The 16724-nt window shown below is 59.4% G+C and carries 10 protein-coding genes; 2 read left to right on the forward strand and 8 right to left on the reverse strand.

The window, feature by feature from the left end; translation table 11 throughout:
- Positions 1–108 precede the first annotated feature (108 nt).
- From ACRRSD_RS26950 to ACRRSD_RS26985, 8 genes are all read right to left on the reverse strand, one after another.
- Positions 109–1746 (reverse strand): BatD family protein, encoded by a 1638-nt coding sequence (locus tag ACRRSD_RS26950; RefSeq protein WP_435036310.1) that lies wholly within the window; start codon positions 1744–1746, stop codon positions 109–111.
- Positions 1743–3482 (reverse strand): tetratricopeptide repeat protein, encoded by a 1740-nt coding sequence (locus tag ACRRSD_RS26955; RefSeq protein ID WP_435036311.1) that lies wholly within the window; start codon positions 3480–3482, stop codon positions 1743–1745. Before ACRRSD_RS26955 ends, ACRRSD_RS26950 begins: the two co-directional genes overlap by 4 nt.
- On the reverse strand, positions 3479–4558 hold the full coding sequence (locus tag ACRRSD_RS26960) for a vWA domain-containing protein (protein WP_435036312.1): 1080 nt from the start codon (positions 4556–4558) through the stop codon (positions 3479–3481). Before ACRRSD_RS26960 ends, ACRRSD_RS26955 begins: the two co-directional genes overlap by 4 nt.
- Positions 4551–5048, reverse strand: a complete 498-nt coding sequence (locus ACRRSD_RS26965; RefSeq protein ID WP_435036313.1) for a DUF4381 domain-containing protein — start codon at positions 5046–5048, stop codon at positions 4551–4553. Before ACRRSD_RS26965 ends, ACRRSD_RS26960 begins: the two co-directional genes overlap by 8 nt.
- Entirely contained in the window at positions 5045–5989 is a 945-nt protein-coding gene (locus tag ACRRSD_RS26970; protein WP_435036314.1) for a DUF58 domain-containing protein, read from the reverse strand. Before ACRRSD_RS26970 ends, ACRRSD_RS26965 begins: the two co-directional genes overlap by 4 nt.
- 5 nt (positions 5990–5994) lie before the next feature.
- A complete protein-coding gene (locus ACRRSD_RS26975; RefSeq protein ID WP_007913915.1) occupies positions 5995–6954 on the reverse strand; it encodes an AAA family ATPase in 960 nt (319 codons plus the stop codon).
- A 272-nt stretch (positions 6955–7226) separates the two neighbouring features.
- Positions 7227–7580: a hypothetical protein gene (locus ACRRSD_RS26980; protein ID WP_435038551.1), complete on the reverse strand. Its 354-nt coding sequence runs from the start codon at positions 7578–7580 to the stop codon at positions 7227–7229.
- A 741-nt stretch (positions 7581–8321) separates the two neighbouring features.
- Positions 8322–9515: a colicin-like pore-forming protein gene (locus ACRRSD_RS26985; protein WP_435036315.1), complete on the reverse strand. Its 1194-nt coding sequence runs from the start codon at positions 9513–9515 to the stop codon at positions 8322–8324.
- 374 nt (positions 9516–9889) lie between these two features.
- Between ACRRSD_RS26985 and ACRRSD_RS26990 the strand changes: the two genes are divergently transcribed.
- Together ACRRSD_RS26990 and ACRRSD_RS26995 are read left to right on the forward strand one after the other, a co-directional pair.
- The gene (locus ACRRSD_RS26990) at positions 9890–11284 is read left to right on the forward strand and encodes a hypothetical protein (RefSeq protein WP_435036316.1); all 1395 of its coding nucleotides are present in this window, start codon (positions 9890–9892) and stop codon (positions 11282–11284) included.
- Positions 11285–11764: 480 nt separating this feature from the next.
- Positions 11765–16660 (forward strand): NAD-glutamate dehydrogenase, encoded by a 4896-nt coding sequence (locus tag ACRRSD_RS26995; RefSeq protein WP_435036317.1) that lies wholly within the window; start codon positions 11765–11767, stop codon positions 16658–16660.
- Positions 16661–16724: the final 64 nt, after the last annotated feature.

A 16724-nucleotide genomic window follows, 5' to 3' on the forward strand; every position in this document is an offset into this window, starting at 1 on the left:
CCAGTCCGAAGGGGGAGTTTCGTCGTGCCCTTCGGCAGGCGAGCGTCAGCTTGTTGCAAGTCAGACCTGCCGATACATCCCTCAAGTGTTCGTTGAGGGATCGTGGGTTCACTTCGGATAAAGCGGCGGCAACCCGCTGTCACCCACCGGATCCTGCACCCGTTCCGCCGCCGGAATAGTCCGGATCGCCCGCCACAAATCCTCACCCTGCCAATGCTGCCCCGTCTCGCTGTACAGCGCACCATTCAGCCCATCCAGCGCATCCGACAACGGCACAAACCGCGCTGCCATATCCGCCAGCGTTTCCGGCTGCTGCCGCGCCCAGGCATCCAGTGCCTGCCGCGTCGCCTGCGGGTCATTGGCCTGGCTCGCCCGCTTGATGTCATCCATCAACGTGCGCGGGCTCGGGCCGGTTTGGGCGGCGCGATGCACCGCCGGTTGCCAACGCGCTCGCCACCACAGGCCGAAGCCGAGGAGGGTGGTGCAGGCGAGGATCAGGGTGCTGAGTTTCCACCACCACAACACATCGTTATCGACGGCGCTCACTTGCAGAGTGCCGGCCGGGGTGTCGACTTGCAGGCTCGGGTTGTTGGCTACCTGCAGAGTGCGCGCGGGCAGGCTGCTGTGTTCCAGATGATCTTCGAAGGTGTTCCACCAGACCACGTCCACCGTCGGCAATTCGATAGCGCCGCTGCGGCTCGGCACCAGGGCTTCGCGTTCTTCGCGGCTGCCAACAATGCCCCGGTCGGTGCTTTGGTTGCTCAGCACCGGTTGGTCGGGGTAGCGGCGCAGGCCGTTGACGTCGGTGGCGGGCAGCGCTGGCAGTTGCGAGGCAGCCAGACCTTCGACTTTCAACGTCAGGCTGCGGGTCAGGGAATCGCCCACCTGGGTGTGTTCCGGTTCCGGGTTCCAGCTTTCGCTGAGGCTCAGGCTGCGCGCGGGCAGCCACGGCGCGTCGACCGGATAAGTCAAGGGTTTGGGTTTGACGGTCAGGGGGATTTCCGCAGAACTGACGCGCATCAGCTTGCCCGGTTTCGGCCCCTGCGCATTGGCGTCCTGAGACGGCTGCGTATCGACCAGTGTTGCGCTGAACGTTTGCGGCGTGATGGTCAGCAAACCACTGTGCTGCGGGTAGATCGCATAGCGCATTTCGATCACGCCGTGGCGCACGCCGTTGAGATCTTTTTCGTAGGTGCGCGTGTCGCCCAGTTGCTCGATGCGTGCATCGGCGATTTGCAGCGGCGTCAGGCTGCTGTCGTCGTAGAGCGACACCGAGTGGTAGATGCGCAGGGTCAGGATCGCCTGCGCCTGCACATACACGCTCGACTGGTCGAGGCTGGCCTCGATGAACACCGGATCAAGGCTGTTCTTGTTCTCGCGGGTGTCGCTTTCGACCACTTGCACGGTGATCGGCTGGCTCTGTGCGTCGCCCAGTTGCAGCGGCGGGATGACCACGCTGCCGTTCTCTTTCGGCAGCAGGGTGATGATCCAGCGCGTGGTCGCGCGGTTGTCGCCATTGAGGGTGTTGAGCTGGTTGACTTGCCGCGTACCGCGCACTTCGAACAACGCTTCCAGCGCGGTCAGATCGGGTTTGCCGAACTGGGTGACGTCGCTGGTTTCGAGGGTGAGTTCGACCGTCTCGCCGGAGTTCAGGCGACTGCGATCCACACTGGCGGTCAGCTCGGCCGCCTGGGCGGTGGCCGTGCAGAGCAGCAGGGGCAGCAAGAGAGCGGTGAAGCGGGTCATCGAGTGTTTTCCTGATCCTGATGTTGTTGCTGTTCGTACCAGAATTTGCGTCGCAGCAGTTCGCCCGGATCATCCGGGATCTTGCCCAGCCATTGTTCCAGTGCCTGACGCTGCTCGCCTTCGAGGTTGTCTTCACTCGGGCGCAGCGTCGGCACGGTGTCCGTTTGTTCTTCCTCGTCGCTGCCCGGTACTTCGTTGGGGCCTGGCTGCGGCGGCGTTGTCGTTGGCGGTTCACTGGCCGACTCGACAGGCTGCGACGGGCTCTGGGTTTCACTTTTCACGGCGGGCGGCGGCGTGGTCGCGGGCGCTGGTTCGTCGCCCGGCAGACTTTGCTGTTCGCTCGGCTGGGTGTCCGGCTCGGCGGGCGGCGGTGTGTTTTTCTGCTTGAGCAGATTTTCCACCAGCGCCTTGTTGGTCTGCGCCGGACGCAAATCCGGTTGCAGCTCCAGTGCCTGTTCATAGGCGTCGATCGCCGCTTCCAGCTCACCGCTTTTCGCCAGCGCGTTGCCACGATTGTAGTGGGCGCGGGCATCGCTGCCTTCGGCAAAGCGCTGGGCGGCGCCACTGTAGTCGCCGGCCTCGTACAACGCCACCCCTTGCCATTGGTGATCGTCAAAATGTTGCGCGGCTTCGGCCGGGCGCTTTTGTTTGAGCAGGTGCAGGCCCTGTTGATCGGGGCGCAGCCACAGATCCTCAAAGTCAAAAGCGTAACTCGGCTGTGGCAGGCACAACAGCAACGGCAGGCAGAACAACCAACCACGTCGCCCGGCGCAGGCGGCGAGCAACAACAGCGGCAACAGCAGCCAGTAACCCTGATCGGCCCAAGTATCCAGGCGCACGGTCTGGCCATCGTCGCGCAGGCTGCGCGGGCCGTTGAGCAGGCCGAGCGCACCAAGATCTGCTTCGTCGAGGCGGGCAGGGTGGTATTCGCCGCCGACGCTGTTGAGGAATGCGCTCAGGCCCGGACTGTCGAGTTGCGGCACGCGAATCGCGCCTTGCTCGTCCTTGAGGAAACTGCCGTCCTCCTGAGCGATTGGCGCACCTTCGGCGGTGCCGACGCCGAGCATCAACAGTTGTGCCGATTGCCCGCTGAGGGCGCGGCGAATGCCTTGGCGTTCTTCTTCGTTCAATGACGAGCCGATCAGCAAAATCCGTCCCTGACCGAGCGCGCCCTGTTTCAGCAGGGCCAGTGCTTTACTCACGGCCAGATCGGCGCGATGGCCGCTTTGCGGCATCAATGAAGGCTTGAGCGCATCGAGCAGATTGCGGCTGGTGGCCAGGTCATCCGACAGCGGCACCAGCGTGTGTGCGCTGCCGGCGTAGACGACGATCGCGGTCTGCGCATCGCTGCGTGCCTGCAACAGATCGAAGAGCTTGCGCCGTGCTTGTTCGAGCCGCGTCGGTGGCGAGTCGGTAGCGAGCATTTCCGGGGTCAGTTCCAGCACCACCACCAAGGGATCAGCGGGCTTCTGGCTGGTCTGTTCGACGCGCTCCCAACTCGGCCCAAGCAGCGCCAGAACCGTCAGCAGCCATGCCACGGCGAGGGCGATCCACGGCAGTTTGCTGTCGCGACCATTGCCGCCACTGAGCAGGGTGGCATGAAACGCCGGTGGCAAGATCATCTGCCAGCGCCCGGCGCGTTTCTGCCGGTGCCAGAGTTGCCAGATCAGCCAGCCGAGCAGCGGCAGCAACAGCAACCACCACGGACGGAACCAGTGTGGCCAGAGCGCGATCATCGACGCCTCCGCAGACGCAGGCGCTTGAGACGCTCGCGCCAGTCGGGCAACGGACTTTGCAGATACAGCTCCTTGGTGAACAGGCGTTGCACCGGGTTGTCCGGCCACAACTCACGGGCGACCAGCAACAGGCTCAACCACAGCGCCAGCGCCAAAGGCCAGTGATACAAAGCCTGCGCCGGGCGCGCCTGAGTCGGTTGCTGGGTGACCGGTTCGAGCTGATCGAGAGTGTCCTTGATCGCTTGCAGTTCCTTGCCATCATGGGCACGGAAATACTGACCGCCGGTGACCTCAGCGATGGCTTTGAGCGCCGGTTCGTCGAGGTCCAGACTCGGATTGACGCCGAGCAGGCCGGTTGAACCACTGTCTTCGGGATTGGCGCCAATCCCGATCGGATAGATTTTTACGCCTTCGCTCGCAGCGAGTTTTGCTGCCGTCAGCGGGTCGATTTCGCCGCCGTTGTTGGCACCGTCAGTGACCAGAATCAGCACGCGGCTCTGCGCCGGACGCATGCGCAGGCGTTTCAGCGCCAGACCGATGGCGTCGCCGATGGCGGTGTTCTTGCCGGCGATGCCGATGCGCGCTTCGTCGAGCCAGACGCGCACGGTGTGGCGGTCAAAGGTCAGCGGCGCTTGCAGATAAGCCTGGCTGCCGAAGAGGATCAGGCCGACACGGTCGCCATCGCGACTTTCGAGGAAATCACCGAGCAGATGTTGCACCAGCGTCAGGCGACTGACTTCTTCGTCCTGCCACTGCATATCGGGGAAGTCCATCGAGCCGGACACGTCCACCGCCACCAGCAGGTCACGCCCACTGGCGGCAATCGGCAGAGGTTCGCCGAGCCATTGCGGGCGCGCGGCGGCGGTGAGCAGCAACAGCCACAACAGCATGAACGGCGCCTGTTGACGCCACGCCGGCAGGTTGGCGCGGGCGCGACGGCGGGCGAGGCCTTCCAGATCGGCGAGGAAGCTGACTTTCAGGGCGGGCTCGCCACTGTCGGCGACTGGCAGCACCAGACGCATCAACCACGGCAGCGGCAGCAGCACGAAGATCCATGGCCAGGCGAACTCAAACATGTTTGCGAATCCACGTGTCGACAGCCTGGGTCAGGCCGGCGATGGCTTTGTCATCGAGTTTGCACTCCGGCTTGTAGGCGCCTTCGACCAGCACCATCCAGCGCGTCAGGCCCGCCGCCGGGCAGCGGTTGTCGAGGAACGCCAGCCATTTACGCCCGTTGAGGGTGTGGCTCTGGCTGTAGGGATAGTGATTGCGGCACAGGCGTTTTAGCAGACCGTTGAGTTGCTGCAGCCAGGCCCCGGCTGGGGCCCCGTCGTAGGGTTTGGGCATTTGTGCGAGTTCGGCGAGGGCGGCGATGCGCACCGGGTCAAGCGGCTGTTCGGCACGCACGATCGGGCGTTTCTTCATCGGAATGAAGCGGCGCAGGCGCCACACGGCGAAACCCAGCAACGGCAATAACAGAAGCAGCAGCCACCAGCCCGGCGCCGGCGGCCAGAAGGCAATCGGTGGCGGCGAGATCAGCGGTTGCAGTTGGTCGAGGCCGTTCATCGACCTTTTCCCGGGCGCTGCGGATTGAGGAATTCGCGCATCTGCTCGACCATTTCACTTTGCGTGCTCAGCGGCATCAGCAATACCCGCAGCTTTTGCGCGAGCAATTCCCAGCGAGCGATGCGTGCTTCGGCCTGGGCGCGATAGGTCTGGCGCAGCTCGAAATTCAAGGTGTCGAGCTCCAGTTGCGCACCGCGTTGCGCGAACCTGAGCAGGCCGGCAGCGGGCAGGGCGTGATCCAGTGGATCGGAAATCGGCAACATCAACAGGTCGCAATGACGCGATAAGAGGCTGAGCTGTTGTTCGGCGCTGTCGGACAGTGCACGTTCGTCGCAGATCACGATGGCCAAGCTGCCCGGGCGCAACACTTCGCGAGCACGGCGCAGGGCCACGCCGAACGCATCGCGATCCGGTTCACGTTCGCTGTGCAGAGATTGATTGACCTTGACCAGACGATTGAGCAATTGCAGCAGGCTCTGTTTGCTGCGCCGCGGCTTGATTTCGTAGTGCTCGTTGTCGCCGAACACCAATCCGCCAACGCGGTCGTTATGGCCGAGCGCGGCCCAACCGATCAACGCCGCCGCTTGCGCTGCCAGCACCGATTTGAACATCAGCCCGGAACCGAAAAACAGCCGCGTACTTTGCTCGACCATGATGAAAATCGGCCGTTCGCGTTCTTCATGGAACAGCTTGGTGTGCGGCTCTTGCGTGCGTGCGGTCACGCGCCAGTCGATGGTGCGCACGTCGTCGCCGGCCTGATAGACCCGCACCTGATCGAAGTCGACGCCACGGCCACGGAATTTCGAGTGATGCAGGCCGATCAGCGGGCTGCGCTGACTCGGCGTGGAAAACAGCTGCACCTCGCGCACGCGGTGACGCATCTCGATCAGCTCGGCGAGGCTGACGCGGATGCCCGGTTCGGACGGCAAAGAGGCGTTCATGGGGGTCAAGCGACGGCTACGACGTCGAGAATCCGCTGCACCACCCGATCCTGATCGATGCCGGCGGCTTCGGCTTCAAACGACAAAATGATGCGGTGACGCAACACATCGAACAGCACCGCCTGAATGTCTTCCGGGCTAACGAAGTCGCGACCGGCCAGCCAGGCGTGAGCACGGGCGCAGCGGTCGAGGGCAATCGAACCGCGCGGGCTGGCGCCGTAGGCGATCCACTCGGCCATTTCCGGATCGAACTTGGCCGGGTTGCGCGTGGCCATGACCAGTTGCACCAGGTATTCCTCCACGGCGTCGGCCATGTACAGCCCGAGGATTTCCTTGCGCGCGGCGAAGATTGCCTGCTGGCTGACGCGGCGTTCGGGCTTGGTTTCGCCGTTCAACGCTTCGCCGCGGGCCTGCTGGAGGATGCGGCGTTCGACGGCGGCGTCCGGGAAACCGATTTTCACGTGCATCAGGAAACGGTCGAGCTGCGCTTCCGGCAGCGGGTAAGTGCCTTCCTGCTCGATCGGGTTTTGCGTGGCCATCACCAGAAACAGCGGCGACAGTTCATAAGTGCTGCGACCGACACTGACCTGACGTTCGGCCATGGCTTCGAGCAGCGCCGATTGCACCTTGGCCGGGGCGCGGTTGATTTCGTCCGCCAGCACCAGGTTGTGGAAGATCGGCCCTTGCTGGAACACGAAACTGCCGGTTTCCGGGCGATAGATCTCGGTGCCAGTGATGTCGGCCGGCAGCAGGTCAGGGGTGAACTGAATGCGATGGAACTGGGCTTCGATGCCCTCGGCGAGCTCTTTGATCGCTTTGGTCTTGGCCAGACCCGGAGCGCCCTCGACCAGCATGTGGCCGTCGGCGAGCAGGGCGATGAGCAAACGCTCGATGAGTTTTTCCTGGCCGAGAATCTGCGTTGAAAGAAAGGTTCGCAGCGCCAGCAGCGCTTCACGATGTTCCATCGGTGACTGTTCCTGGAAAGGGGTGGCCACAGGCGTTCGGATAACGCCGGGGCTGGGGGCGTTACTTTAATCCATCGCGGGGGGTGGCGACTAACGGCATTTTGCGCAAAGTGCGGGAAATGACTGGGGGATTTGTTGGATTTTTGTAGCTGCGGGGAAGGGTAGTGTTCTTTCGGGCCTCTTCGCGAGCAGGCTCGCTCCCACATTTTGAGCGGCGTACATCCGTCAATGTGGGAGCGAGCCTGCTCGCGAAGGGACCAGCCCAGGCGCGATCAAACTTTGTTAATGAAGGTACCCGTCCCATCAAGGATGCTCTTCAAAGTCTCGACCACCTCATCCATATCCACCATATCCGGGTTAAAGCTGATCTCCAGCACATCATCCCCGTTCAATGCATCAGCATCCGCCGCCGCAATCTCGATCTTCAGCAGATTCGAAGTCAATGTGACTTTCACACCGTCGAGCGTCGAAGGCTCGCCATCCAGCGTGATCTCCAGCTCGTCCTCGTCCGGATAGCGACTCATCAAAAACATGTCGCCCTTGTCGCTGTGGCAGCAGAGCATGGCCATGTTGTCTTCTTCGTCATCGCACGGGTTGACGATCAGTAGGGCGGTGGTCATTTGCATGGGGGGATTCCTGGTTGGACGGGCGCGACGGATGCGCCAAATAATTGATTTTGCCAGCTGAACGAATACTTTGCTGCCCTGGCTGCGGGATTTCTGTTTTTTGCTCCACCATTTTTTTATAAAACGGTAGGGAATATAGAAAAAGCAGCGATGCAGCATGAACGGAACCAAGAAGTATAGAAAAAACGACATGGCTGAATAAAAAATAGAGAAGAAAACTGCATTGAGCCCGAAGAGTCCTCCGTATTTTCCCGTCGCTGTTGCCAAGTCTTTTGAAGTCAGATAAAAACCCCATACATAAAGTATGAAAAGAAGTGTGCCTCCAATGAGAATGGCCAGGTATCGCTTGAGTGTCACTTTGTCAAATTGTGTGGGGTCGAACTCTGTTGTGAAGGCTTGATAGGTTGAGCGGATGGCTAACAATGGCCCGAATATGGCGACGTAATTTGCGGCTGCCTTTGAACTGAAGGGGAAAAGAGATGACCAGAACCCGATCATGCCAAATAGCTGGTTATCTATGAATGCATTGATGGTAATGTCCAGTGTGTTTTGAGGGTGCGCGGGCAGTAAGAGACTTATGAGGAAAATTGGAATGCAAAAAATCCCGAATGCCGACAGGAATGAAGTTGGGTTGAATGCTTTTCCAGTCATAAAGGATTTCTGGCCCGCCGCGGCTGTAATAAGTTAGATAGCCAAGATTGGGTCGGTGTGGACGACCCAACCTTGATACAACTTTTTTCGTTACCTGGGTAACGCGGTTTCAATTTGTTCGAGGATAATCGCGTTGATTTTTTCCACGTTAGTGGAGTCCAGTAAAAATGCTGCCACTGCAATCACCAAGCCAGCAGCTACGATGACAGGTGCGCTGGTGGCAGTAGCCACAGGGAGAAACGCGACAACAGTCGCCACAAGTGCACCTGCCCCTATGCCGGCAGCGATGCTTTCAAGCTCCAGCATCAAAGGCTTCCAGTCCCCATCTTGAAAACCGATAGCCGCTTTCGTGACAACGGAGTGGGCCTGAACGATTTTTCCGGTCACGCCAAACCCCTTGGCAAGCTTGTTGACACTGTCCATATAGGTCGCTTTATCCAGCGCATTGAGCGCGTCCACAACCGCGCGCGTATCCTGCGGACTGAGCCGCGCATTGGGATTGGTCCGCACTGCCTCAAAAGTCTGCATCGCCTCCGCATAGCTTCTGATCTTCTTCCCTGAAATATCCTTTTGCAGGTCCATGACTACCTGGTGCAGATTGGCGCCATATTTCTCAAGGATGTATTTGTTCGCGTCGGCGACGAAAGCCACCGCGCGTTTGTACTCATCAATGCGTTTGGCTTCTGCTTCGGCCGCTATCCGGTTTCTTTCGTCCTCCAGACGTTTGGCTTCCGCCAGAGCGGTCAAATGAACTTGTTCTGCCGCGAGTCTCTGAGCTTCTTCAGCACGTCGCGCCGCTTCGGCAGCCTGTTGTTGCGCATGCGCCTCGGCCTGTCGACGGGCTATCTCGGCATACAGTTGTGCTTGTCTTGATTGAAGGCTGGAAATTTGCTCATTCAACAGCATCGCATCATAAGTCGCTTGCAACTTTGCATGCTGTCGAGAGGTCTGCACGTCTCTCAGCTTTTGTTGCAGTGCCGTATTCTTCTGAAAGAGTAACTCGTTGACGGTGTTGGTTGCTCTGTCGAGCCATGCTTGCGGGGTTGCATCAATCAATGGCGGCTGTCGGCTGTCTGCCAGATTGAGCTCTATTTGCAAGTTGTGCTCAAGGTTTTGTTTTTGCGCGAGATAATCGCTTTCAATGGCCAGTGTAAAACCATGCATTGGATTGCCAAGCGGATAGTTATTTAGAATGTCACCGCGAATGGAGCCTGGGTTCAGATTGATTATTTCCCATGTGCCGTCGCCATAAAATACAGTTGTCGGAAGTTCCAGTTGTCTCATGTGCTGACTCCTTTCCCTGATAAAGAACCTGTTCCGTGGTTCGGTCTAATATTATTAGCGCTGCTGGCAGAAATATTCTGTAGGGCCTGGTCTTTTAATTGTGTGAGACAATTCTTGTCGGGTTGTGAGCTTTGGTAAGTGATGCTTGCTGGTTTTTTGTTTTTTCAATAGGAGAACTGCGGTAGGAAAATTCCTGCGTTGTTTTCTAATTGTCTGCGATGAAATATCTGACGCAGTTGTAGGATTTTTTATCGTGACGCAATTTCACGGAGAAATTCTGTTTGCACGCTTGTTTTCGCTACGCGGATACGATTATTTTCGCCGCTCGAACGCAAAGGAGTGCGTATGTAAAACTGAAAAAAGGATCTTTTTACATGCATCAGTATTTCGAACGCGCCGAAGAAATAGCGCACTTGTCCGACGAACAGATCGAGCTGATTTATCAACGTTATCTGGATGGAGAAAAAACCGCCGTACTCATGACCGAGTTTCAGATTCCGGCGACTGTTCGCAGTTTGCTCAAGGTACTGCCGCCGATTGTCAGCCCGGATCTCACTTGCCCGTATTGCGATTTGCCGATGTGGGTTCGCCGTCACGCCAGAGGCACGCCGATTTCCTTGCGTGATCCGTTTAAATGCGTGCGGTGTGAGCATCGATATATTGCAGCCAGTCTCTATGGACGGCGCTCACCTTGTACGTGCAAGGAATGTTTCAAGGCTCACCAACAACAATTGGCAGCCCAGGCTCAGCGTGATCGCGCCGAACTGCAGATTCGCCACGGCGCACCGTGTCCTGCTGTGCCTTACGCCGCGTTGGGGTTCGTGCAGAAACTGGCGTTATTGGCCTTGCTCGAAGACGGCAATGGCAGCCCTTTGGAGTCGATTGCACCACTGAAAGCACCCTCCAGAAGCGAATGCCTGGCTCCCACCGATGAAGCCAGTGAGGAAATCCTGAAGAGTCTTTACGAGGCTGGCGTGTTGGTGGTTGCGACCGACTCTGACATAAAGGCCTTTAATCGGACTGATGGGTGCAGCATTGCCGATTATTCAGCCGTGCGCTGGCTGACCAATGTGGCGCTGGACGGCGCATTGCGCAGCCCGCGTGACAGTCTGTATCTGATGCTCTACCAGGACTTGTCCGGGAGTGTTCAGCCAGCGTGGAAGAGCGAACTCTACGCACTGATCTTTACCCTCGCACGACAAGAGTCGATTCAATACATCCATGTGCTGGCCAATGAAGTGAGTTTTGCCTTTACCGCCGAAGCCCGCGCTGAAGCGGTGGTAGGGCAATTGTTGCAGGACTTCTCTGTGAGTCAGCTCTACTACTTCGCCCGTTTGGCTGTAAAAAGCGCCGCCCACTTCTATGCCACGGGCAATTCGAAGGGGCGCAACCACGCCTCCAATACAATCCCGCGCAACATGCTCGGCACGGCGCAAGATGCCCTGACGCGCAACTGGCGCAAGAACTCCTACCGCGACTCTCGGGTAGCGCAATCGGCTTTGCACCGGCTGTTGTATGACGTCGTGCTCAAGGACAGCGGTGCCGGTTTTTCCAAATCACCGGGTATGTACTGGCGCGATGAACTGGTGCCCCAATTCTTTTCCGGCGCAACGTTCGGCAGCGATCTGGTCGGCCACTTGCAGCTCTTCTGCCGCGAGTGCGACTCGAGCAACATCGACGCCAGCATGGACAAGATGACCCTGCAAATGATGTGTTACGACTGCGCCACCGTGAGCAAATTCAAGGCTTACGAAGAGTTGCCTGACTGATCCGCGTCAACCGCTCGCGCTGAACCCGATGCCACGCTCAAGGTCGATAGAGCGGCCTTGGGCGTTTTCGTTTCTGGATATGTAGAGGCAAAAGGTCTCCACCTGGTACGGATGTCCCGTAAATACGGGCATGTAACCCGGCATTTTCCGCCACGACTGCTAGTGTTTACCGGTGCCAAACCCTCGGTTTACGTGCCAATGACCGAATATGTCGCAGCACCGCAAGCAGACACATTGTCGCACCCTTTAAGCTGCGCAACGGATGAGCACCCGTAAAGGCATTGTTGGCAGCACCGGCAGTCGCTTTTGCAGATGCTCATTCAATGGAAGGTGAATGTGACCTGAGTGTCCCGTCCAGCTTCACCCACCTGTCCCCCTGTTTCCTCTGCCCGAGAATCAGGAACAGGGCGACACAAGCCCCGAAAGGGGTGTTGCACGCGACGCTTTCCATCAATAACAAGCTTAAGCGGAGTACCACAGATGGCGTTCTTCACCGCAGCCAGCAAAGCCGACTTCCAGCACCAACTGCAAGCGGCACTGGCGCAGCACATCAGTGAACAGGCACTGCCACAAGTGGCGCTGTTCGCTGAACAATTCTTCGGCATCATTTCCCTGGACGAGCTGACTCAACGTCGCCTCTCCGACCTCGCTGGCTGTACTCTTTCTGCGTGGCGCCTGCTTGAGCGCTTCGATCACGCGCAACCGCAAGTGCGCGTCTACAACCCTGATTACGAGCGTCATGGCTGGCAGTCGACCCACACCGCGGTCGAAGTCCTGCACCATGACCTGCCATTCCTGGTCGACTCGGTCCGCACCGAGCTGAACCGTCGCGGCTACAGCATCCACACCCTGCAAACCACCGTGCTCAGCGTACGTCGTGGCAGCAAGGGCGAGTTGCTGGAAATCCTGCCGAAGGGCAGCACCGGCGAAGGCGTGCTGCACGAATCGCTGATGTACCTGGAAATCGACCGTTGCGCCAACGCGGCCGAACTGAATGTGCTGAGCAAAGAGCTGGAACAGGTTCTCGGTGAAGTCCGCGTTGCGGTCGCCGATTTCGAGCCGATGAAAGCCAAGGTGCAGGAAATCCTCACCAAACTCGACAACAGCGCGTTCGCCGTCGATGCCGACGAGAAGAACGAAGTCAAAAGCTTCCTGGAATGGCTGGTGGGCAACCACTTCACCTTCCTCGGCTACGAAGAGTTCGTGGTCACCGATCAGGCCGATGGCGGCCACATCGAGTACGACCAGAACTCCTTCCTCGGCCTGACCAAACTGCTGCGCACCGGCCTGACCTACGAAGACCTGCGCATCGAAGACTACGCTGTGGCCTACCTGCGCGAACCGACTCTGCTGTCGTTCGCCAAGGCTGCGCACCCGAGCCGTGTACACCGTCCGGCCTACCCGGACTACGTGTCGATCCGTGAAATCGACGCCGACGGCAAAGTCATCAAGGAACACCGTTTCATGGGCTTGTACACCTCCTCGGTGTATGGCGAGAGCGTGCGGGTCATCCCGTTCATCCGCCGCAAGGTCGAAGAAATCGAAACCCGCTCCGGCTTCCAGTCCAAGGCTCACCTGGGCAAGGAACTGGCACAGGTGCTTGAAGTACTGCCGCGTGATGACCTGTTCCAGACCCCGGTCGACGAACTGTTCACCACTGTGATGTCGATCGTGCAGATCCAGGAACGCAACAAGATCCGCGTGTTCCTGCGCAAAGACCCGTACGGTCGTTTCTGCTACTGCCTGGCCTACGTGCCGCGCGACATCTATTCCACCGAAGTTCGTCAGAAAATCCAGCAAGTGCTGATGGAGCGCCTGAAGGCCTCCGATTGCGAATTCTGGACATTCTTCTCCGAGTCCGTGCTGGCGCGCGTGCAGTTGATTCTGCGTGTCGACCCGAAAAACCGTCTCGACATCGATCCGGTGCTGCTGGAAAAAGAAGTCGTTCAAGCTTGCCGCAGCTGGCAGGACGACTACGCCGCACTGACCGTCGAAAGCTTCGGCGAAGCCCACGGCACCAACGTGTTGGCCGACTTCCCGAAAGGCTTCCCGGCCGGTTACCGCGAGCGTTTCGCTGCACATTCGGCCGTGGTCGACATGCAGCATTTGCTGAGCCTCAACGAAAAAAATCCGCTGGTAATGAGCTTCTATCAGCCGCTCGGTCAGGTCTCCGGCCAACGCGAGCTGCATTGCAAGCTGTATCACGCTGACACCCCGCTGGCGCTGTCCGACGTCCTGCCGATTCTGGAAAACCTCGGCCTGCGCGTATTGGGTGAATTCCCGTACCGCCTGCGTCACACCAATGGCCGCGAGTTCTGGATTCATGACTTCGCGTTCACCGCCGCTGAAGGCCTGGACCTCGACATCCAGCAACTCAACGACACCCTGCAGGACGCCTTCGTCCACATCGTTCGTGGCGACGCCGAGAACGATGCGTTCAACCGTCTGGTGCTGACCGCCGGCCTGCCATGGCGCGACGTCGCGCTGCTGCGTGCTTACGCGCGTTACCTGAAGCAGATTCGTCTGGGCTTCGATCTGGGCTACATCGCCAGCACCCTGAACAACCACACCGACATCGCTCGCGAGCTGACCCGGTTGTTCAAGACCCGCTTCTATCTGGCGCGCAAACTCAGCGACGACGATCTGGAAGACAAGCAACTGCGTCTGGAACAAGCGATTCTGACCGCACTGGACGACGTCCAGGTGCTCAACGAAGACCGCATCCTGCGTCGTTACCTCGACCTGATCAAAGCGACCCTGCGGACCAACTTCTACCAGACTGACGCTAACGGCCAGAACAAGTCGTACTTCAGCTTCAAGTTCAACCCGCACGCGATCCCTGAACTGCCGAAGCCAGTGCCGAAGTTCGAAATCTTCGTTTACTCGCCACGCGTTGAAGGTGTACACCTGCGCTTCGGTAACGTCGCCCGTGGTGGTCTGCGCTGGTCCGACCGTGAAGAAGACTTCCGTACCGAAGTCCTCGGCCTGGTAAAAGCCCAGCAAGTGAAGAACTCGGTCATCGTGCCAGTGGGTGCGAAGGGCGGCTTCCTGCCGCGTCGCCTGCCACTGGGCGGCAGCCGTGACGAGATCGCGGCCGAAGGCATCGCCTGCTACCGCATCTTCATCTCGGGCCTGTTGGACATCACCGACAACCTGAAAGACGGCGCGCTGGTACCGCCATTGAACGTGGTTCGCCACGACGATGACGACCCGTACCTGGTAGTGGCTGCGGACAAGGGCACTGCAACCTTCTCCGACATCGCCAACGGCATCGCCATCGACTACGGCTTCTGGCTGGGTGACGCGTTTGCGTCCGGTGGCTCGGCCGGTTACGACCACAAGAAAATGGGCATCACCGCCAAAGGCGCGTGGGTTGGCGTACAACGTCACTTCCGCGAGCGCGGCATCAATGTTCAGGAAGACAGCATCACTGTAGTGGGCGTCGGCGACATGGCCGGTGACGTGTTCGGTAACGGTCTGTTGATGTCCGACAAGCTGCAACTGGTTGCCGCGTTCAACCACATGCATATCTTCATCGACCCGAACCCGAACCCGGCGACCAGCTTCGTCGAGCGTCAGCGCATGTTCGACCTGCCGCGTTCGGCCTGGACCGACTACGACACCAGCATCATGTCCGAAGGTGGCGGTATCTTCTCGCGTAGCGCGAAGAGCATCGCGATCTCCCCGCAGATGCAGGAACGCTTCGACATCAAGGCTGACAAGCTGACCCCGACCGAACTGCTGAACGCCTTGCTCAAGGCGCCGGTGGATCTGCTGTGGAACGGCGGTATCGGCACTTACGTCAAGGCCAGCACCGAAAGCCACGCCGATGTCGGCGACAAGGCCAACGATGCACTGCGCGTGAACGGTAACGAACTGCGCTGCAAAGTCGTGGGCGAGGGCGGTAACCTCGGCATGACCCAACTGGGTCGTGTGGAGTTCGGTCTGAATGGCGGCGGTTCCAACACCGACTTCATCGACAACGCCGGTGGCGTGGACTGCTCCGACCACGAAGTGAACATCAAGATCCTGCTGAACGAAGTGGTTCAGGCCGGTGACATGACCGACAAGCAACGCAACCAGTTGCTGGCGAGCATGACCGACGAAGTCGGTAATCTGGTGCTGGGCAACAACTACAAGCAGACTCAGGCCCTGTCCCTGGCGGCGCGCCGTGCCTATGCGCGCATCGCTGAGTACAAGCGTCTGATGGGCGATCTGGAAGGCCGTGGCAAGCTGGACCGTGCCATCGAGTTCCTGCCGACCGAAGAGCAACTGGCCGAGCGTATTGCTGAAGGCCACGGTCTGACCCGTCCTGAGCTCTCGGTGCTGATCTCCTACAGCAAGATCGACCTCAAAGAGCAGCTGTTGGGCTCGCTGGTTCCGGACGACGATTACCTGACCCGCGACATGGAAACGGCGTTCCCGCCGACCCTGGTCAGCAAGTTCTCCGAAGCCATGCGTCGTCACCGTCTGAAGCGCGAAATCGTCAGCACCCAGATCGCCAACGACCTGGTCAACCACATGGGCATCACCTTCGTTCAACGACTCAAAGAGTCGACCGGCATGAGCCCGGCGAACGTGGCGGGCGCTTATGTGATCGTGCGCGACATCTTCCACCTCCCGCACTGGTTCCGTCAGATCGAAGCGCTGGACTATCAGGTCTCCGCTGATGTGCAACTGGAGCTGATGGACGAGCTGATGCGTCTGGGCCGTCGCGCTACGCGCTGGTTCCTGCGTGCCCGCCGCAACGAGCAGAACGCTGCCCGTGACGTCGCGCACTTCGGTCCGCACCTGAAAGAGCTGGGCCTGAAACTCGACGAACTGCTGAGCGGCGAAATCCGTGAAAACTGGCAGGCGCGTTATCAGGCTTACGTCGAAGCCGGTGTGCCGGAATTGCTGGCGCGTATGGTTGCGGGCACCTCGCACCTGTACACCTTGCTGCCGATCATCGAAGCTTCCGACGTGACTGGCCAGAACCCGGCCGAAGTGGCGAAAGCTTACTTCGCCGTGGGCAGTGCGCTGGACATCACCTGGTACCTGCAACAGATCAGCGCGCTGCCGGTTGAAAACAACTGGCAGGCTCTGGCCCGTGAAGCATTCCGTGATGACGTCGACTGGCAGCAACGTGCGATCACCATCTCCGTCCTGCAACAGGGCGACGGCACCCTGGACGTGGAAGCACGTCTGGCGCTGTGGATGGAACAGCACGAAAGCATGATCTCGCGCTGGCGCGCCATGCTGGTGGAAATCCGCGCGGCAAGCGGCACGGACTACGCCATGTATGCAGTGGCCAACCGTGAACTGCTGGATCTGGCGTTGAGTGGGCAAGCGGTAGTGCCTGCTGTTGCTGCGAATGCCGAGCTTGAACTGGCGTAAGTAGTGGCTGAATGAAAAAGCCTCGGTGTCGTGAGATGCCGGGGCTTTTTTATGTCTGAGGGTT

This window comes from Pseudomonas neuropathica, from assembly GCF_051174785.1.
GTDB classification, from domain to species: Bacteria; Pseudomonadota; Gammaproteobacteria; order Pseudomonadales; family Pseudomonadaceae; genus Aquipseudomonas; species Aquipseudomonas neuropathica_A.